The organism is Bacillus cereus group sp. BfR-BA-01310, assembly GCF_022664325.1.
Classification (GTDB): Bacteria; Bacillota; Bacilli; order Bacillales; family Bacillaceae_G; genus Bacillus_A; species Bacillus_A paramycoides.
In genome coordinates this window covers 96,819-115,712 of the sequence record NZ_JAKUHD010000006.1, presented here as the reverse complement: position 1 = coordinate 115,712, position 18,894 = coordinate 96,819, and the positions used below count along the sequence as shown (strand labels likewise).

Genomic DNA, 18,894 nt, shown 5'->3' with positions numbered 1-18,894 from the left:
AAACTTCACCTAGTTATCACTTTACAGTATATAGTAATTCCTCATTTTTCATCTCCAATATATACTCTTGTAAAACATACTCTCTCCCACCATATTTTTCATACCAATCATGTATTCTTTTCACGTGAATCTCATCACTTCTAATTTTCGTCTCAATTTCTTCATAATCTTCATAACTATCATATTCCCATATTGCAAATACTTCAGTCGTACCATCATTATTATCTTTCATCCAGCGTCCTATTAAACGAGAACCGTACTGTAATTGATTAGGTAAATTTGTTTCATTGAAGTGATTATTAAATATTTCAACGAATTCATTTTTCACTTTATAGTATTTCCTTCTGTAAAACATACTTCTTCACCTCTTTTATGAAAAATATTATTCACCCTACCCATTACAACCGTATTGTAATACTTACCATCCGACAGCCTTTTATCATTTTTCAGGACGCCTTCTACTTCAAAACCTAATTTTTTATAAAGCTGAATGGCTTTGTCATTTGTTTCTAACACTTGTAACGCTATCTTTTTCACTTCATTTGCATCAGCCCAATTAATAGATTTTTGTAAAAGGTTCTTACCAATTCCATATCCCCAATACTCTTTTAAAATACAAACGCCAAACTCTACTTTATGAGACAATCTCTTTAAATCAGACCCTTCACATCTTGAAAATCCAACGATATGGTTATGAACTTCCGCAACTAAAAAGAGATTTTTCATTTTTTCACTATCCGTTTTTATTATTTGCTGGAATCCTATCGTATCTATATATCCTTCACCTTGTTCTCTATCCATATTTTCAGTTTCTCCATCGATTTGTACCCTTAGTTTCGATAACTGATCTGCATCTGTCTCAGCTGCGGAACGAATTGTATAAACTAATCCATTTATATGAAACTCTCGCTCTTTTATAATCATTACAAACTCCTTTCAAATTTAGCACATTGGCGCTATTACAATTTGTTTACCTTGTTTCTCAAATTCCTGAATGGTTTCTTTACTAGCTTCTTCGTCTGTTATAATAAGGTCAATTTCTTTTAGTGACTCTCCTTTTATAAAGCAATCTATTCCAAGTTTATTATGGGGGGCTAAACAAATATTTCTTCTGGCAATTTCACTTACCCTTTTATTAAAATAAGCAACTTCAGGTGTTGCAGTACTTATACCACTTATTGAAATGCCTCCACCTGTAGAAAAGTTAACATCAATAGAAAAACTTCCAATTGACTCAGAGGCAAGTGTATCAGTAATATTTCCTGAATTTTTCACCTTACCACCAATTAAATAAGTATCAATGTTCTTACATTCCCGCAATTTACTAGCTACCTCTATAGAATTTGTTATAACTGTAAATGATGTTTCGGGTAAAAACTTTAACATAGCACAATGAACTGAAGCCCCACCAATAAAAACTGACTCTGCTTCTTGTATATAGGAAGCAGCAACTTTAGCAATTGCTTTCTCGTATATTGAACTATCACTATAACGTGTAGATGGTTCAGCAGCTAAATTTCTCACTCGCGCAAGTTCAACCGCACCCCCGTGTGTTCTTTTTAATAAACCATCTTTCTCCATTATTGACAGATCTCTTCTTATAGAATCGATAGACATATCGAACCTTTCCGCAAGATCCTTTGCGATTACTCTTCCATCTTTCTTAAGCAGTTCTAAAATGTTCTCTCGACGTTCTTCAGTAAACATGTTCTCACCACCGTTATTGAAGATTCAGAAATTTAAACTTCATGTTAATTATATGCACGTTTCTTCCGTTTTACAATATTTTCAATTCTTATTTCCCCAGCTTTATGCGAGTTTTTTCTCTCTTTCTATTTCATTAATTTTAACACCAAATAAATGCATATTTGCATATTCCACAAAAAAACTTACATTTATTTTCCTATTGATGTAAAATTATTCCTACGTTTTACTTTTTAATACAGAAAGGAATTACTATGAAATCTTTAATTAAAGTAACTTGTACAGCATTATTATTTACAGGGATAATGGCAGGATGTAATGGAAGTGCTACACCAAAACAAGAAAAGAGCGCTCTCGAAAAGAATGCAATGCACTATGGGGAAATAGTTAAAAACGGATACTATAGAGCAACAGTTGAAAATGCAAAATTCGAAAAAATAGACAAAGAGTGGCGCCTTTCAACTCGTGTTATGATTAATAATGTTCGAGCCGACGGAAAAACTATTGATCTTTCAGAAATAAAATATTTCATAAAAGATGAAAAAACTGGTCAAAAATATGAAGGTGAAGTTCATCCAGTAGATGATGAGAAATATAAAAATGTTCCACTCGAGTTCTCTTTAACTACTGACATTATATTTAATATGAAAACTTCACCAAAAGATTTAAATAATATGTATTTGTACATAGATAGTAAAGTTGCTCCATTAACAAATACATATTGGAAGCTTGATAATTTAGTAGCTAAATAAAAAGACCAGTCTAAAATGACTGGTCTTTTTACATTTAAGTATTCAACTTCCAACAACATTTACATTGATTTTCTAATAACAACTTGAATAACATGAGCTAAACCAGTATGTCCTTTCCCTTCAATTCGCTCTTGTTCTCCATTAAAGAAATGAATAACCTCATGCCCTTCACACCAAGTAAGAATATCAATTGGATCATACAGCATATCAATATCTTTTGGCCCACCAGTACCATAATTTAATTGCTGTTTCGAGTAAACTTCAATCATTATTAATCCACCAGGCTTTATCGTATGAATCATTTTATTTAATATCATTCTTTGATTATCAGTATGAAAATGTCCAAATACCATAATTGCCGCATCGAATTCATTAGCTGGCAAACTATCAGCTAATAAATCTACCTTTTTTGTATGCACTTTTACGTTATGCTTCACGGCTAATTTTTTTGTTTTCTCTAATCCACCCTCCGAATAATCAATAGCTATTACTTCGTGTCCTTGTCTTGTTAGAAAAACAGCATTTCTACCTTCTCCCTCTGCGAAAGCTATTACTTTATTGTGATTTGCCAAACGAAATGCTTGTTCTTGAATAAACGTATTAGGTTCTTCTCCATAAAAATATTCATCCGATTTAAATCGATCATCCCAAAAATTATTCATTTTCTTCTCCTCCTTCTACATATCATTTTCTAGTTAGAACCGCTCATCTGTAATATCACTATTAATAGCAATCGCTACTTTATTTCCTTGTGATGCAGCAATAATTAATGAAGATGGCCCTTGAGTCGTTGTTTCTCCTGCTAAGTAAATATTTTTTTCTGAAGTCCGACCAAAATCATCTATTACAAAAGTTGCATTATTTTGCAGTTTACAACCAAGTTGTTCTAAAAATTGATTTGTCCTAAAGAAAGTAGGCACTATAAATCCACCAGCTCTTTTGATGTGCAAACCTGAATGAAACTCTACTCGCTTTAAATAACCCTCTTCACCTTGTAGTGAACGAATAGGCTCTGTAATAACTCTTATATTTTTATTACACAGTTCATCCATCAAAGGCTTACTTAACTCATTACCATTTGTTGCGATTACTAAATCCGTAGACCAGTTATAAACTAATTTTGTCATATGCAACGTATAATCTTCGTTTTCAGAAATAATAATGAGAGGTTGCTCTTTTAATTCCCATCCATCACAATACGGACAACTAAATAAACTTTTCCCATAGAATTCCCGTACATCAGGGATGGATGGAAATTCTTCCTGTATACCCGTTGCTAATAAAACTCTTTCCGCCAAATATTTTGTATCATCTAATGTCACAATCTCAAATAAACCTGTGGATAGCTTCGTTATCGTTGAAACTGTTTTTTCATAATAATGAACTGACGGATACTTCTTCACATCATTTAACCCTAATTCCTTAAACTCTTCTGGTTTAATCCCGTCACGTGTAATAAATCCGTGAGACTTTTGCGTTACGCGATTCCTATTCGTTTTATTATCAAATAACGCTATTTGTTTACGAGCTCTCCCTAAAACTAAACTTGCATTAAGCCCAGCAGGACCTGCACCTATTACTGCACAATCAATAAATTCCATAAATAAACATCCTCCATGAATAAGCTTAATTCATTTAACTATAATTACAGATATTACAGAGTCTTTTTATCCTTAATTAATTTAAAAATAAAAGCGGATTAAAAATCCACCTTTATCTTTTTCGCAAGATCTACGATTTTTTGATTTCGTAACTCTGCTTCCATTTTTTCTTCTGCTGCAAGCATTACTTCATTTATTAAACATCCAGGTTCATGATGTAAACAGCATTCAAACAATGATGTTTTTCCTTCAATAGCATGTATAATATCCAAAAATGAAATATCTTCCCAATTATTACTAAGCGAATAGCCACCTTTAGGACCTGATGATGAATGAATCATCCCTTCCTTCGTCAATTTAGTTAGTATTTTAGACAAGTATGTTGGTGAAACTTTTTGCATTTCCGCTAATTGATGAACACTAACTAACTTATTTGGCGTAGCCTTTGCCAGAAAAAGCATTGTGTGAAGAGCATAGTTTGTAGCTTTAGAATATTTCATAATACGGCTCCTATTGTAGACTTCATGTATCTACAATAACTTTATTTCTTTATCAAGTCAAACATTTGTGCAGCAGATGTATTACTTCTCTAAATGGACAGTCAAATAAAACACCCAGCTCGAAACCATCTGCAGTAAGCTCTATTTCATGGTATAGCCACCAAGCACCTTCAAAATTTTCCGGCATAGAACATTTCGTCACTCCTGTAAAAGTTACTTGAAGTTTATCAAAATCACTAAAAGTACCACTGCAATCTAATACGATAAACAAAGTATCTTCTGACTTTCTCTTTACTACTTTAATCACACTATCATGTAGTGATGCCTCATGTAACTGAACGACATTTGACGAAAGTTTTTTCTTAATGGAATTAAAATATTCTAAGTATGATTGAACTAATTGTGCCATTCTTTTCTCATAATCTGTTCTCTAACAAAAGTTTCTTTAATTCATTAGGGAGATATTTTAAATCAATAGTATTGTTATGAAAGTATGGATGTAGTGTTTCAGGAAGATAATTTAATAAATCTTCTATCCTTCCTTCTACTTCGTCTTTCAAACTTTATATATAATCGGGATCTATTTCTTTCCATTCTTCTATTGATTCTATGAAATGTACAAATCCTGAAATTTGCATTTCTTTATACCAATCTCTTGTAAAATATTTCAATGAGATCTCTCCTAAAACATTTTATCATCCAATAAAAGCAATGTATCCGCTTATTATATCATTCCAATAACCATTCTTTCTAAAGAAAAAATGTAAAACTGCTAATATTCCGCCTATTATTTCTAAAACTTCAGAATATTTACAAAACTATAAAACTAGAATACATTTTACTTGTACAAGATTTACCTGTACAAAAATCTAAACAAAAAAGGGATGGTTATATGTTGAAGAAATTAGTAGCAGGGACGTTAGTAGCGGGTTTTGCATTAACTGGAGGATTAGGAGTAGTAAGTGCTGCAGAAAAAGATAATACAATTAAATCATTTGATTATTTAAAAGTTGATGAAAAGAATGTTAATTCATTTGCAAAATTAAGTGACCAATCAAAAAAAGACATCCAAATTACTATGGTACTACCTAAGCAAAATGAAAATGGAGATTGGTTAGCTTATGGCTTTACTAGCAGAGAAACTTTGGATGCTTTTATTGAAAAGGATAAAAAGGCACTTAAAAATCAAATTAATCCTTTAGGTAGTGGTGCTGGTAGTACTGATTTTTATGAACATAAAGATAAAGGTGGACAATATATTTATTGGAGCAGCGGCTTTAAAAACTTACCTGCTAACTGGAACGACAGAATTTCTTCTGTAAGTACAGCATCACCTTCGGCAAGTTATTCAACGACGCTTTGGGAACATACTTCAACGCAAGGATATGGAAAAGGTGTATTCTTTAGACACTCTGATTGGTATGGTAAAACTGCTAATTTAGCTGCAGATTGGAACGATATTACTTCAGCGATTGAAATCAAATAGTAACAGGGCATTTCAATTAAATAAGTGAAGAAGTTTCAAAATCACTATTCTCTCATCGATTTAGAAAACATGAGAGAATAGTGATTTTCCTAGTATATTTTTATACATATTTCTACTTAAATATTATTGTTTACTAAAAAGACCAGTCATTTTAGACTGGTCTTTCTACCTTCAAGCATGTACAGCATGTCCAACCGCCTGCAATAACGCTTCATGAATTGCTTCAGATAAAGTTGGATGCGCTGCGATATAATCCCTCATTATATCAGCGGTAACTTCCGTATGAATCATTACTGTGCCTTGCCCAATGAGTTCTGTTGCACGAGGACCGATAATAGAAATCCCTACAATTTCTTGATATTTAGGTTCAACGATGACTTTTACTTTCCCCATTTGTTCTCCTAAGATAAGAGCTTTTCCGTTCGCAGTAAATGAGAATTCTCCTATGAGGATATCACCGTATTGCTTTCTAGCTCCTTTTTCAGTTAAGCCAACACTTGCGATTTCAGGAGCTGTGTATATACAGCGTGGTACAGCATGATAATTTACTTGCACACCTTCTCCACTTGCATGTAATGCTGCTGTTGTCCCTTCATGAAAGGCGACGTGAGCAAGCTGAATCCCTCCAATAACATCACCCGCTGCGTAAATATGCGGTATATTTGTTTGCATATGCTCATTTACAGTAATCCCTTTATTAGAAAATTGGATTCCAGCATTCTCTAAACCTAATACATGCACACGTGGTCTTCTGCCAACAGATACAAGAACATACTCAGGAGATACCTCATGAATTCTACCTTCATATTCAAACATCGCTTGTTTTTTATAATTATTTAATCCTTTTAAAGCTGCTCCTGTGAAAATTTCTACGCCGTCTTTTTCTAGTTCCTCTCTTAAGATGCTTGCGATATCTTCATCTTCACCAGGTAGTAATTGTGGTGCCATTTCAACAATCGTTACTTTCGTTCCAAGGCGACTATATATACTTGCAAACTCGCAGCCTATTACACCACCGCCAACGATAAGTAATGAAGATGGTACACTCTCAAAAGACATTGCATGACTACTATTTAATATCCACTTTCCATCGAATGGAGCAAATGGAAGCTCAGTTGGTTCTGATCCCGATGCGATAATGAATTGCTCACCATCGACTACTTCTTCCTTATTACCTTGTATAACTTGTAAACGATGATTCGTTACAAATTTTGCTTTTCCCTTTATAACTTTAATTTTATTTTTCTTCATTAAATATTGTATACCTTGGACGAGCTGCGTTACGATTTGTGATTTTCTCATCTGTATTTGTTTCCAATCAATTGATACATTCTGCTTATCTACTAATACTCCAAAACGATTCGCATGATTAACAATATCGTATACTTCAGCACTTTCTAACAATGATTTTGTAGGCATACACCCGACATTTAAACACGTTCCGCCAAGGTCAGCTTCATCAATAAGAACGACTTCTTTACCATTTTGAGCAGCGGTTATCGCCGCTACATAGCCAGCTGGCCCGCCTCCAATTACAACTAATTTACTCATTCTCTCACCTTCTCTTTATAAAAGAATTGTTACGGGTTCTTCTAAATATTGTTTAATTGTGCGTAAAAATGCAGCTGCTGGTGCACCATCTAATACACGATGATCGAATGTTAAACTTAATGGTAATATGCTTCCTTTTTGCAATTCTTCCCCTTTATATACTGGAACATGTTCAATTGCACCTACACCTAAAATACCAGTCTCAGGTGTATTTAATACTGGTGTGAAATACTCAATTCCAAAACTTCCTAAATTACTAATTGTAAATGTCGTTCCTTGCATCTCATCACAACTTAAACTACCTTCTCTTGCCTTTTGCGCAGCTTTCTTAATTTCTTTTGATAACTCTACTAAAGATAAATTATTTGCAAAGCGAATAGCTGGAACGACTAAGCCATTTTCTAATGCTACTGCCATACCTAAATGAACATGTTCAAATTGATGAATTGCATCATCTATATAAGCGCTGTTCATTTCTTTATGCTCCCCAAGTGCCAATACAACAGCACGAGAAACTAAATCAGTAATTGTTAGTTTATTATCGTATCGTTTTTGCACAATTTCAGCCATATTTTTATGTAAAGCTACTAAATCCGTAACATCCACTTTCATCGTTAACGTTAATTGCGCGCTGTTTTGTAAGCTTGTGTGCATACGATTTGCGATCGCTTTACGCATACCAGCCACAGGAATTACTTTACTCTGTTCTTGTTCAAGTACTTCTGGAATTGTTACTCTTTCTTCAAGTGCTTTTAATACATCTGCCTTTGTAATTCTTCCGCCAGGTCCTGTACCAATTAATACTTTGATATCAATATTCTCAGACTTTGCAATGTTCTTCGCTACTGGAGAAATTTTCATTCTTTGTTTCGTTCCTTCTTTCGCATACGGTTCTGTATGCTGTACATTTTGAGGAGCTACTTCCTTAGGTGCAGATTCCTCTATAATATCTACCGCTCCATGCGCAGCTACTTTTTCATCCAGTTTACCGATATAGCAAATAACAGTACCAGGCGGAACTCCCTCATCTTCGCTTACAGCTATATCCAGTACAGTACCATCAGCTGGTGCTTCTATTTCTGTTTCAATTTTTTCTGAATTAATGCTAGCGATTAATTCACCTTTCGTTACATTATCACCCGCTTTAATATTCCAACTCGTAATAATACCTTCTTTCATCGCCATACCTAACTTCGGCATTACAACTTCTACAGCCATTTTTCTCTCTCCCTTCTCAGCGTTTCATCACACGTTTAATAACGAACGGTCTCCAATCATTTCCGATACAGTTTCAATTACTTTCTCCGGCGTTGGTAAATATAACTTTTCAAGTGGTGGTGAGAATGGGACTGGTGTATGTGGTGCTGTTATTCGTTTAATAGGTGCATCTAATAAATCGAACCCTTTATCCGCCACAATTGCAGCAATATCAGTTGCGATGCTACATCTTGGGTTTGCTTCATCAATAACGATAAGACGGTTTGTTTTTTCAACAGATGCTAAAATTGTATCTTCATCGAGCGGTGATAAAGAACGCGGATCAATGACTTCTACTTCTAGTCCCTTTTTCGATAATTGCTCAGCAGCAGCGAGCGCAGTATGAACTTGCTTTCCGATTGCAACTATCGTTACATCAGACCCTTCTCGTTTTATATCTGCTTTTCCTAATGGAATTGTGTAATATCCTTCAGGAACTTCGCCTTTCATATTGTAAAGAGTTTTATCTTCAAAGAAGATTACTGGGTCATCATCTTCAATTGCCGCTAATAATAAACCTTTTGCATCATACGGAGTGGATGGAACGACAACTTTAATACCTGGAATACTTGTAAATAAAGCATATAAACTTTGAGAATGCTGTGCAGCTGCGCTAAATCCAGCACCGTGCATCGTACGAATTGTAACTGGTACTTTCGCTTTCCCGCCAAACATGTAACGGAATTTTGCACCTTGGTTTAACACTTGATCAAGACAACTACCGATAAAATCATTAAACATTAATTCTGCAATTGGACGTAATCCAGTTGCTGCAGCTGCCATGGCTGCTCCCATATAACCAGCTTCAGAAATAGGCGTGTCTAATATACGATTTCTCCCAAACTCCTGAACAAGGCCTTTCGTTACCCCTAGAACCCCGCCCCACGCTTCATCATCTTGCAAATGATCAACTTGTGCACCACCCGCAACATCTTCACCTATTAAAATTACATTTTCATCACGACGCATTGATATTTTCATCGCCTCATTAATTGCAGTTGACATACTTACCATTCTAGTCATTATTGTTCCCCCTCCTCTTATTTGTAAGAAACGTATACATCTTTTAATAATTCTTCATCCTCTGGATAAGGACTATTTTCACTAAATTCAATTGATCTTTGCACTGCCTCATCTACAGCTTTCTCCATATCAACAAGTTCAGATTCAGTTAATAAACCTTCATGAATTAAATGCTTACGGAAATTCACAATCGCATCTTTTTCATTTAAATGTTCTTCTTTTTCCTCCGTAGTTTTATACGTTTGTGCTTCCCCTTCAAAATGACCGTAGTTACGATATGTCATACATTCAATTATTGTTGGACCTTCACCATTTCTTGCACGTTTCACTGCTTCTTCAGCAGCTTTATATACAGCTAGAAGATCTTTTCCATCCACTTGAACGCCTGGAATGTTATAAGCTTTCGCACGATCAGCAATTGAATCACAACTTGAAGCATATTCAAATGTAGTTGCTTCACCATAACCGTTATTTTCTGCGATAAAAATAACTGGCAACTTCCAAATCGCCGCTAAGTTAACCCCTTCATGAAATGTCCCTTCATTATTTGCTCCGTCACCAAAGAAGCAAATACTCACATCTTTTGTTCCTTTATATTTAGCTGTTAATGCCGAACCGCAAGCAAGTGGAAAACCACCGCCAACAATTCCATTCGCACCAAGCATTCCTTTATCTAAATCGGCAATATGCATTGACCCGCCTTTTCCTTTACATAATCCAGTCGCTTTTCCAAACAGTTCAGCCATCATTCCATTTAAATCACAACCTTTTGCGATACAATGACCGTGTCCTCTATGTGTACTTGTAATACTGTCGCTATCTGTTAAGTGGGCACATACACCAACTGCTACTGCTTCTTCACCTGCGTATAAATGAACGAAACCTGGTAGAACGCCTTGCGCGAACAATTCATGCACTTTATCTTCAAACTTACGAATCTCTAACATTTTTTCATACATCCAGCGAGCCTGTTCTTTCGTAATTTCATTCCCTTTACTTTCAGTTGTTTTTAACATGTCCAGCCCTCCTATTTTCTTGTTCGCCTTTTATATTGCAAGTACCATGCCACATTCTAATCCTTGATTTAATAGGCTTTCTCTTTCCTTTAAAAATAAAAAAGTGGACAAAATGAGACAGTTGTCTCGTTTTGTCCACTTTTGTTCACTCTGTTAGAGAATCCTTACCTTATTCACTATCAAAACTCTTCTGTAATTTCCGAATGTAAATAATTTGACCTATATGATAAGCATTATGAGTAGTTACATTACTTATCACTTCCCACCACTTCGCACATACAGGAAATCCAATTACATCACTTTCAACCTTGTCTTCATTTATGAGATTTTGCCATTGTAACAATTTCTCTAGTAGTTTTTCTCTTAACTCTTCAAATGTTTGATTATCTGATAGCTTAAAACTTTTGTTATTATCACCGATAGCGGGCACGGCATTAACATTTGATTCTTTATACCTTGTTTGCCACGTCGAGTTCCAATACAGTAAATGTTGTACAATTTCAGCTATACTATTACTCTCTTCATTCGGCTTCCAGAAAGCTTCTCTCTCAGATAAATCTTTTACTGCATCTGAAAATGGAATATACCAACTCGGATCATTCGCATTTGCTAATAACTGATCTGCTAATATATCTTTCACATGGACCATTTTTCTTCCCCCGTTTCATTAATTTATATAATGCTTACTTCTCTATATACGCTGAGTCCACAAAATTCCCTTTTTAGAACCATTTCCATACATATGCAAATAAAGAATCTGAAAACACTTAATCCGTATATAGCCCCATAGAATATAGGAATAACACAAATTTCTATCATAACGAATATATGTATAGAAACTATATGTAAGAGTAATAGATTTTCTCCTTATTACTCGTTATGATAAAAGAAAAAGAAAGCGAGCGGACAATGAATAAAAAAATTGCAGTTATTACAGGTGCATCAAGTGGATTCGGATTATTAACGACGCTTGAACTAGCGAAAAAAGATTATTTTGTTATCGCTACTATGCGAAACCTTGATAAACAAATAAACTTAATAACTCAAGCTACTGCACTTAACTTACAACATAATATAAAAGTACAACAATTAGATGTAATAGACCAAAATTCCATACATAGCTTCCAATTATTTTTAGAAGAGATAAACAGAGTAAACATACTCATCAATAATGCAGGCTACGCAAATGGTGGCTTTGTAGAAGAAATTCCAATAGAAGAATACCGTAAACAATTTGAAACGAACCTTTTCGGAGCTATATCAATCACGCAACTCGTCTTACCTTATATGCGTAAACAAAAAAGCGGAAAAATCATTAACGTAAGCAGCATTAGCGGACAAGTCGGTTTCCCTGGTCTGTCCCCTTATGTTTCTTCAAAATATGCATTAGAAGGCTGGAGTGAATCCCTTCGCTTAGAAGTAAAACCTTTCGGGATAGATGTCGCATTAATTGAACCTGGTTCTTATAATACAAACATATGGGAAGTAGGCAAACAATTAGCTGAAAACAAATCTGATACAGCCTCTCCTTACAAAGAATATATGGATAAAATACAAAAACATATTAATAGTGGCAGTGATACATTTGGTAATCCGATAGATGTCGCCAATAAAATCGTTGAAATTGCTGAAGCAAAGCGTACTAATTTACGATATCCAATTGGAAAAGGTGTAAAATTTATGATTTTTGCGAAGAAGATTCTTCCTTGGAGATTGTGGGAATTTCTTGTTTTGAGAAGTTTTAAGAAGATGTAAATTTCTTTAAATAGTATTTACGAAGGAGGCGTTAATCAAATGCTAGGTTTACCTCTTGGTAAAGTTTTTTTAGTTCCTTGGACCGGAGAATGGGAATTTGAATTTTTAAAAGAGAAGCAATTAATCGAGGAACAAATTGGCGAATACATAATGGTAATACACCATATCGGAAGTACATCCATTCCACATTTAAGCGCAAAGCCTATTATTGATATTGCAATCGAATTAAATGACTTTGCAAATGGTATAGAATGTATTGAAAAGCTAGAACAATTAAATTATAAATATAGAAAAGATGTATTACCCGAAAGGTATTATTTCAATAAAGGTGAACCAAGAACTCATCAAATTCATATGTATGAACAATGGAATCCATATTTAATAGAACAATTAAGTTTTAGAGATTATTTAAAAGATAATAAAACCGCTCGCATGCAGTATGAACAGTTAAAGATTCAACTTTCACAAGCCAACCCTAATGATAAACACAAGTATGCAGAGGATAAAACAAGTTTCGTTAAATCCATATTAGCCAAAATAAATGATTAAATTAAGAAGGCCGAATTTCATATGCATAATAAGAAACCATTTAGCGGTAAATGGTTTCTTATTAAGAAGTTTTCCTATTATTTGTAACATCAATAATTATTTTATTATGCAGCAGGTGGAACAAAATAAAATAGTATCGAAATCATAAATATATACGCAACCAATCCCATTATCGAAAGAAGATATTCTTTCGATTCTCTATCATACTTCCATTCCATCCACGCTCTTAAGATCCATGTTATCCCTAAATAAATGAAAATGGCATAAGCCATTTTAGAGTTTTCAAATTTAAACATATAATAACAACTAGCTATTATATAAATAATAATTAGTCCTATTTCTAATTTTATATGTAAACTATTCACATGTTTATACCCAAAAAGCCTCCTCTTCTTCATATTCAACTTTTTTCTTAAAAACTGTTCTAAAAAGTAACCACCTATACAAACTCCAATAATAATAATCAAAATAGTAGAGGTTCCCATTGTTATCCCTCCCATTACTTTAATTGTTTTTAGAAATAAAGTGGACTACATTACGGTTATCCTCTTCTAAATAACCTACGATTCCTTCAGGATATGTGGGCTTCTCCTTTAATTCCTCTATACTTTTCCATATTAAAAAATATCCTCATGCTCTTTATGCCTTATTTCATTTGTAACTACCTCTTGAGCAGTTCCCCAATGTATCAATGTACAATGATGACCTTTTTCGTTGTTCCACTCAAAAATGTGTTCATTTACAATTGCTAACTTTTGAACATCAACTTTTAAATCGTATTCTTCTATTAACTCTCGAATTATTGCTTCTTTTGACGTTTCACCAAATTCAATAGAGCCACCTGGAAAACGATAAAATGATTCGTTCTCATCACATTGTACTAGTACTTTTGAATGTTCTTCGTTTACAATCATTACTTCTGCCCGTAAACGTGGTCTAATCATTTTCTCACCCTTTATCTGTATGACCATTCATCACCAATACGTATTATAGAATACATTCAAAATAATACCTGTAATTATTAATAACGGAACAACTCCAAACGAAATAATATATTCTTTTGTTTGCCTATCATATTTCCACTGCATATACCCTTGAAAAATGTACAACGTCATAAAAAAGAAAATTGGTATATAAGTCATGTATATTGGATTCAAATTTGAAACTATCATCATAAGTACTACATAAGAAATAATGATAATCCAGTGCCCCCATTTATGTGATTGACTGACATATTTACTATTCCATCCTGTTTGTCTCAGTATATTTAACTTCTTTCTCACGATTTTTTCTAAAAAAATTAAAATTATAATCCATAACAATAAGACAATCAGTTTCAAAAGAAACAGAAAGGCCTCCTCCTTTACCTTTTCTCCGGCTGATCACTCGGATACGTAGCATTCCTTTTATTTTCAACATCCCAACTAATAATTGTCGCACTATCTCGCCCCAATTGATGATGCACGTGTTCTAAAACATTGTGAACATTTTCTTTAAGCTCTATATTATTTTCATTCATATCGTTATACAGATTTAAAGGTGTTTCATAACGACGTTCCCCACATTCTAATACCCCATCTGTGACCATTACAATTCGATTCTTTCCAGCACGTAATTCACGAATTCCTGATGAATAGCAAGGTACAGGTAATTCAAAAGTATTTACATTACCAATCCATTCATAAAAATGACGTTGATTTAATGTGTATTGCCCTAATTTATGTAATTCATCATGAAATACATAAACTAGACAATCTCCAATAGATAGCCACCAAATATAATTTTCTTTTCTAAAACAGAGTAAACAAGCCGTTTCACCTTTAACTTTTTCACATTCTTCTTTAAATGATTGTGATTGAAAAACTGTAAGTATATGATTTTCAACAGATCGAAATACTGTTTCAATTAGTTCTTCCATTATTGCATTTATATTTTCATATTCTTTTTGGATTGTATTTACTACTAAATCAACACTTTCTGCACTATTATGTCCGTCTAAAATAGCGGCGAATTCCCAATCATCATTCGACCAAACTAATGCACCGTCTTCATTCTTTTTCGCTCCGGCACTTATATTACCACCATATTTACCGAGTACGATATTACCATATTGCTTAACTGAAACTTCTCCTAAACACATTTCTCTACTTCCAACCCATGAATATTGTGTTTTATTTGTTGTATGCATACTCATTTACCATATACTTTCGTATTCTTTCACATAGTTTTTGTATTTGCTCCGTGTCTCCATACGGAGCACCAGTCCATTTCGCTATTTCAGTTGGTGACCAAAACTCTTTTGGTGTATTCGGATAACGCGGGATAATGTGCATATGCATATGAGGTACACCATTGCCTGAAACGAATGTGTAAATATGTTCTGCACCTTCACACTCTTTCAACGCTTTACTTACTCTACTTGTTATCAGTCCGAACGCTTTCGCTTCTTCATCTGTTAGCTCAGCAAGGCCAGGTACATGCCTCTTTATATCTATCATTACATAACCAAGATATGTTTCTTCATCATCCCAATGGACATGTCCAACGTATACAAGATCATCTTCATAAATTGCCCCGCCTGAAACTGCTATGTTTCCTTTATGTTTTTGACAAATGAAGCAGTTTTCATCTGCTTGATTATTTATTGACATACCCATCCCTCTTTCCTTAAATTTACATTATATAATATCATAAAAAGAAGATTTATAGTTTGATTTTTCAGCAAAATATTCCGAAAAATAAGATTGTTTGTCCTTTTTATATCTTAATAATCTATATTAAAAGGACAATCTATTTCTGATTTCTATATAAAACTATCCCTATTCCAACTGCAATCCCTATTGCAATTCCTACTACTAGATTGTCTGCAAATAAACCGGGAGCCAATCCAATAAAGATACCTATACCGATTCCTGTTGCCATTGCCTCATTACTTTTTTTATTACTAGCCAATAAAAATCCCCCTTTGTTCATGGCTATCAATAATATTAATGAATACCATAGAGGCTAAATTAACAACATTTCCACTCATACAAAACTTTGTTATAGCTAAACTCGCTAATAAATCCAAATAATTACAATAATACAAACTAATTGCAGTTATAACACTACTTATCCATAGTCTTTACAATATCCTCTTCTAATGAAAATTTTTTATAAGTCACCATTAAATATGTATAGGCATTTACTATAAGAAAGATCTGTAATTCATTTAAGGAGGAACAATTCATATGCATCCTCATTGGAATCCAAATTTAAATCAGCAATATGTTTATCCCCCACACACTGCGAGGAATACACTTCATCATGATTCTCAATACATGATGCAACGCATTGCAAGCCTTGAGAGCCAATTAGCAAAATTAATCTCTTTAATCGAAGAAAATAATCATTTAATTAAATCAATGGAACAACAGCAAAACCAAGTTTGTGCACCAGCTGGAGGTTCAGTTATCGTTCGGATGTAATCTTTCCGAACATAATTAAAAACACACTTTGAAGTATAAAGTGTGTTTTCTTTTTTATTTTCTTTTTTGATGAAACCCTTGTGTAATTCGGTCTAATACAATCGCAATTACTACAATAGCTAGTCCAGCTTCAAATCCCATTCCGATATTTACTTGTGTAACGGAGCGGTAAACATCGACTCCAAGTCCTGGTGCCCCTACAAGTGAAGCCGTTACAACCATTGATAACGAAAGCATAATACTTTGGTTCACTCCTGCCATTATCGTACCCGTTGCGAGTGGTAATTGTACTTTAAATAATTTTTGTGATGCGGTAGAGCCAAATGCATTTGCTGCTTCAATTAAATCTTCTGGAACTTGTCTAATTCCTAAGTCTGTAAATCTGATTGTCGGTGGCATTGCGAAAATAACGGAAGCAATAATACCTGGCACAACGCCTACTCCAAAAAATGTTATTGCGGGAATGAGATATACGAATGCCGGCATTGTTTGCATAAAATCTAATGTCGGTTTTAAAAATTTTGAAAAACGTTCATTTTGTGATGCTAAAATACCAATTGGAATGCCGACTATAATGGAAATAATAACTGAAGTGAGTACGAGCGCTAAAGTTTGCATCGTTTGTCCCCAATAATTAATGTTTAAAATGAACAGTAAACCGATAATAGTAAAAATGACTAAAGATACTTTTTTCGTTGTGTACCAAACGAGGAAACATACGATAATAATCATCAATATGGCTGGTATTATTGTTAAAAAATTAGTGAGTAAATCAACGAATCCACCGATAATATAGGAGAACCCTCGGAATAATCCTTCAAAGTGATCATATAAACTCGCAACAAATGTATCAACCCATTCGCCTAACGGAATACGCGGAATTTTATTCATCATCCTTCACCTCTTCCTCAATATTACCTGCAAGAGCTTGAATGACACTTTCACGTTTAATAATTCCTCTTAACCTTTTCTTTTCATCAATTACTGGTAATGGAAATTTCATCTCCGCCATTTTTGCATACGTTTCTTCAAGTAAAGTATCTAAATAAACGTGCGGAATATCATTAAGTAATAAATCAGCAATTGGCCACTGTTTTTGCACAGCTTTACTAGCATCATCCGCTGTTAAAATACCTAAAAACTCATACTTTTTGTTCACAACATATACAGTAGAAACACCCGCATTTCTCATAATTTGTAGAGCTACACGAGGCCCACGGTCGATTAATAACGTTTCTGGTCTTTTTAAAATAGATTCTGCCGTAATGACTTTTCCTAAATTAACATCTGCGACAAATCTCTCTACAAATTCATTTGCAGGGCTCATCATTATTTCTTCTGGTGTTCCAATTTGAACTACTTCTCCATCTTTCATTAATGCAATTCGATCACCAATTCGAAGGGCTTCATCTAAGTCATGCGTAATAAAAATGATTGTTTTCTCCATTTTATCTTGCAACTCTAACAATTCATCTTGCATTTCTTTTCGAATAAGCGGATCTAACGCACTAAACGACTCGTCCATTAATAAAACATCCGGATCATTCGTTAACGCCCTTGCAATTCCAACACGTTGCTGCATACCACCACTAAGTTGACTAGGATAATTATCTTTATGATGTTCAAGTCCTACTAACTTCAACGATTCTAACGCTTTATTTTCTCGTTCTTCTACTGGAACTCCTTGTATTTCTAAACCATACGCAACGTTTTGTATAACTGTACGATGCGGAAATAAAGCGAACTTTTGAAATACCATGCTCATCTTCGTTCTTCTCACTCTTCGCAATTCTTCTTTTCCCATCGTTGCAATGTCTTCACCATCTATGTATATATGACCTGCTGTGGGTTTGATTAATTGATTTAGCATTCGAACTAACGTTGATTTTCCGCTACCGGATAATCCCATTATGACAAATATTTCTCCCGTATACACATCGAATGTTGCCTTTTTCACACCAACATTCATTCCCGTTTCTTTTAATATTTCAGATTTACTCTTTCCTTCCTTTAATAAAGCAACCGCTCTTTGAGGATTTTTCCCGAAAACTTTTGTTACGTTCTCGACACGTACTTTCGTATTTTTCATACAGCTACTCCTTTCCTACCCATCTATTCACATAGTGTTGCGATTTTACAAATAAATATTACATAAAAATGACATTCATAAGTTTCCTTTAAAATTCTCGTTTCCGTTCATAATAAGAGTGTTCACTTATAGATTTATTTATAT

23 protein-coding genes and 2 pseudogenes are annotated in these 18,894 nt (G+C 34.1%); 5 read left to right on the top strand and 20 right to left on the bottom strand.

All coding sequences use genetic code 11. The features are described 5' to 3' along the window. Nucleotides 1–16: 16 nt before the first annotated feature. From MR109_RS14775 to MR109_RS14765, 3 genes are read right to left on the bottom strand one after another with little or no spacing between them, the layout of a single operon-like run. Nucleotides 17–355, bottom strand: a complete 339-nt coding sequence (locus tag MR109_RS14775; protein ID WP_098474381.1) for an NIPSNAP family protein — start codon at nucleotides 353–355, stop codon at nucleotides 17–19. Beyond that, on the bottom strand, nucleotides 325–924 hold the full coding sequence (locus tag MR109_RS14770) for a GNAT family N-acetyltransferase (RefSeq protein ID WP_242272670.1): 600 nt from the start codon (nucleotides 922–924) through the stop codon (nucleotides 325–327). The genes MR109_RS14775 and MR109_RS14770 overlap by 31 nt, the downstream gene beginning before the upstream one ends. A gap of 18 nt (nucleotides 925–942) precedes the next feature. After that, on the bottom strand, nucleotides 943–1,707 hold the full coding sequence (locus MR109_RS14765) for a DeoR/GlpR family DNA-binding transcription regulator (RefSeq protein WP_071719376.1): 765 nt from the start codon (nucleotides 1,705–1,707) through the stop codon (nucleotides 943–945). A gap of 251 nt (nucleotides 1,708–1,958) precedes the next feature. On the opposite strand from MR109_RS14765, the gene MR109_RS14760 reads away from it, so the two are divergent. Further along, a complete protein-coding gene (locus tag MR109_RS14760; RefSeq protein WP_071719375.1) occupies nucleotides 1,959–2,456 on the top strand; it encodes a hypothetical protein in 498 nt (165 codons plus the stop codon). Nucleotides 2,457–2,515: 59 nt separating this feature from the next. Here the strand turns inward: MR109_RS14760 and MR109_RS14755 are convergent, their stop codons facing one another. The 4 genes and pseudogenes from MR109_RS14755 to MR109_RS14740 all read right to left on the bottom strand — a co-directional run bounded on the left by MR109_RS14755 (nucleotide 2,516) and on the right by MR109_RS14740 (nucleotide 5,228). After that, nucleotides 2,516–3,118: a class I SAM-dependent methyltransferase gene (locus tag MR109_RS14755; RefSeq protein ID WP_242272668.1), complete on the bottom strand. Its 603-nt coding sequence runs from the start codon at nucleotides 3,116–3,118 to the stop codon at nucleotides 2,516–2,518. 33 nt (nucleotides 3,119–3,151) lie between these two features. After that, the gene (locus tag MR109_RS14750) at nucleotides 3,152–4,057 is read right to left on the bottom strand and encodes an NAD(P)/FAD-dependent oxidoreductase (protein ID WP_242272666.1); all 906 of its coding nucleotides are present in this window, start codon (nucleotides 4,055–4,057) and stop codon (nucleotides 3,152–3,154) included. A gap of 98 nt (nucleotides 4,058–4,155) precedes the next feature. Then, nucleotides 4,156–4,557 (bottom strand): Rrf2 family transcriptional regulator, encoded by a 402-nt coding sequence (locus MR109_RS14745; RefSeq protein ID WP_242272665.1) that lies wholly within the window; start codon nucleotides 4,555–4,557, stop codon nucleotides 4,156–4,158. A 52-nt stretch (nucleotides 4,558–4,609) separates the two neighbouring features. Further along, nucleotides 4,610–5,228, bottom strand: a pseudogene (locus tag MR109_RS14740) (DUF4085 family protein). A gap of 221 nt (nucleotides 5,229–5,449) precedes the next feature. On the opposite strand from MR109_RS14740, the gene MR109_RS14735 reads away from it, so the two are divergent. Then, nucleotides 5,450–6,043: a hypothetical protein gene (locus MR109_RS14735; RefSeq protein ID WP_242272663.1), complete on the top strand. Its 594-nt coding sequence runs from the start codon at nucleotides 5,450–5,452 to the stop codon at nucleotides 6,041–6,043. A gap of 171 nt (nucleotides 6,044–6,214) precedes the next feature. Here the strand turns inward: MR109_RS14735 and lpdA are convergent, their stop codons facing one another. The 5 genes from lpdA to MR109_RS14710 all read right to left on the bottom strand — a co-directional run bounded on the left by lpdA (nucleotide 6,215) and on the right by MR109_RS14710 (nucleotide 11,539). Next, nucleotides 6,215–7,594 (bottom strand): dihydrolipoyl dehydrogenase, encoded by a 1,380-nt coding sequence (lpdA, locus tag MR109_RS14730; protein WP_242272661.1) that lies wholly within the window; start codon nucleotides 7,592–7,594, stop codon nucleotides 6,215–6,217. A gap of 15 nt (nucleotides 7,595–7,609) precedes the next feature. Then, the gene (locus MR109_RS14725; RefSeq protein WP_242272659.1) at nucleotides 7,610–8,812 is read right to left on the bottom strand and encodes a dihydrolipoamide acetyltransferase family protein; all 1,203 of its coding nucleotides are present in this window, start codon (nucleotides 8,810–8,812) and stop codon (nucleotides 7,610–7,612) included. A 27-nt stretch (nucleotides 8,813–8,839) separates the two neighbouring features. Further along, nucleotides 8,840–9,874, bottom strand: a complete 1,035-nt coding sequence (gene acoB, locus MR109_RS14720; protein ID WP_178939768.1) for an acetoin:2,6-dichlorophenolindophenol oxidoreductase subunit beta — start codon at nucleotides 9,872–9,874, stop codon at nucleotides 8,840–8,842. A gap of 17 nt (nucleotides 9,875–9,891) precedes the next feature. Next, nucleotides 9,892–10,890, bottom strand: coding sequence for an acetoin:2,6-dichlorophenolindophenol oxidoreductase subunit alpha (acoA, locus tag MR109_RS14715; RefSeq protein ID WP_242272655.1), 999 nt, complete (start codon nucleotides 10,888–10,890; stop codon nucleotides 9,892–9,894). Nucleotides 10,891–11,059: 169 nt separating this feature from the next. After that, complete coding sequence (locus MR109_RS14710; RefSeq protein WP_242272653.1) at nucleotides 11,060–11,539, bottom strand: DinB family protein; 480 nt, start codon at nucleotides 11,537–11,539, stop codon at nucleotides 11,060–11,062. 260 nt (nucleotides 11,540–11,799) lie between these two features. On the opposite strand from MR109_RS14710, the gene MR109_RS14705 reads away from it, so the two are divergent. Continuing rightward, the gene (locus MR109_RS14705) at nucleotides 11,800–12,645 is read left to right on the top strand and encodes an oxidoreductase (protein ID WP_242272651.1); all 846 of its coding nucleotides are present in this window, start codon (nucleotides 11,800–11,802) and stop codon (nucleotides 12,643–12,645) included. A 39-nt stretch (nucleotides 12,646–12,684) separates the two neighbouring features. After that, nucleotides 12,685–13,194, top strand: a complete 510-nt coding sequence (locus MR109_RS14700) for a GrpB family protein (RefSeq protein ID WP_242272649.1) — start codon at nucleotides 12,685–12,687, stop codon at nucleotides 13,192–13,194. A 104-nt stretch (nucleotides 13,195–13,298) separates the two neighbouring features. Here the strand turns inward: MR109_RS14700 and MR109_RS14695 are convergent, their stop codons facing one another. The 6 genes and pseudogenes from MR109_RS14695 to MR109_RS14670 all read right to left on the bottom strand — a co-directional run bounded on the left by MR109_RS14695 (nucleotide 13,299) and on the right by MR109_RS14670 (nucleotide 16,167). Beyond that, complete coding sequence (locus MR109_RS14695) at nucleotides 13,299–13,679, bottom strand: DUF4181 domain-containing protein (RefSeq protein WP_098304792.1); 381 nt, start codon at nucleotides 13,677–13,679, stop codon at nucleotides 13,299–13,301. A 19-nt stretch (nucleotides 13,680–13,698) separates the two neighbouring features. After that, a pseudogene (locus MR109_RS14690) lies at nucleotides 13,699–14,138 on the bottom strand (NUDIX domain-containing protein). Nucleotides 14,139–14,168: 30 nt separating this feature from the next. Further along, nucleotides 14,169–14,534, bottom strand: coding sequence for a DUF4181 domain-containing protein (locus tag MR109_RS14685; protein WP_242272648.1), 366 nt, complete (start codon nucleotides 14,532–14,534; stop codon nucleotides 14,169–14,171). A 23-nt stretch (nucleotides 14,535–14,557) separates the two neighbouring features. Beyond that, the gene (locus MR109_RS14680; protein ID WP_242272646.1) at nucleotides 14,558–15,388 is read right to left on the bottom strand and encodes a PP2C family serine/threonine-protein phosphatase; all 831 of its coding nucleotides are present in this window, start codon (nucleotides 15,386–15,388) and stop codon (nucleotides 14,558–14,560) included. After that, nucleotides 15,366–15,845: an HIT family protein gene (locus tag MR109_RS14675; protein WP_242272645.1), complete on the bottom strand. Its 480-nt coding sequence runs from the start codon at nucleotides 15,843–15,845 to the stop codon at nucleotides 15,366–15,368. Before MR109_RS14675 ends, MR109_RS14680 begins: the two co-directional genes overlap by 23 nt. 139 nt (nucleotides 15,846–15,984) lie before the next feature. After that, on the bottom strand, nucleotides 15,985–16,167 hold the full coding sequence (locus MR109_RS14670; RefSeq protein WP_242272874.1) for a glycine zipper domain-containing protein: 183 nt from the start codon (nucleotides 16,165–16,167) through the stop codon (nucleotides 15,985–15,987). A 257-nt stretch (nucleotides 16,168–16,424) separates the two neighbouring features. Here MR109_RS14670 and MR109_RS14665 point away from each other — a divergent pair, with 257 nt between their 5' ends. Further along, nucleotides 16,425–16,661 carry a hypothetical protein gene (locus MR109_RS14665; protein WP_141548850.1) on the top strand — a complete coding sequence of 79 codons (237 nt, stop codon included), beginning with the start codon at nucleotides 16,425–16,427 and terminating at the stop codon, nucleotides 16,659–16,661. Nucleotides 16,662–16,715: 54 nt separating this feature from the next. On the opposite strand, the gene MR109_RS14660 is transcribed toward MR109_RS14665, so the two are convergent. After that, nucleotides 16,716–17,552 carry an ABC transporter permease gene (locus MR109_RS14660; RefSeq protein WP_242272872.1) on the bottom strand — a complete coding sequence of 279 codons (837 nt, stop codon included), beginning with the start codon at nucleotides 17,550–17,552 and terminating at the stop codon, nucleotides 16,716–16,718. Further along, on the bottom strand, nucleotides 17,545–18,750 hold the full coding sequence (locus MR109_RS14655) for a quaternary amine ABC transporter ATP-binding protein (protein ID WP_002172263.1): 1,206 nt from the start codon (nucleotides 18,748–18,750) through the stop codon (nucleotides 17,545–17,547). Before MR109_RS14655 ends, MR109_RS14660 begins: the two co-directional genes overlap by 8 nt. Nucleotides 18,751–18,894 lie beyond the last annotated feature (144 nt).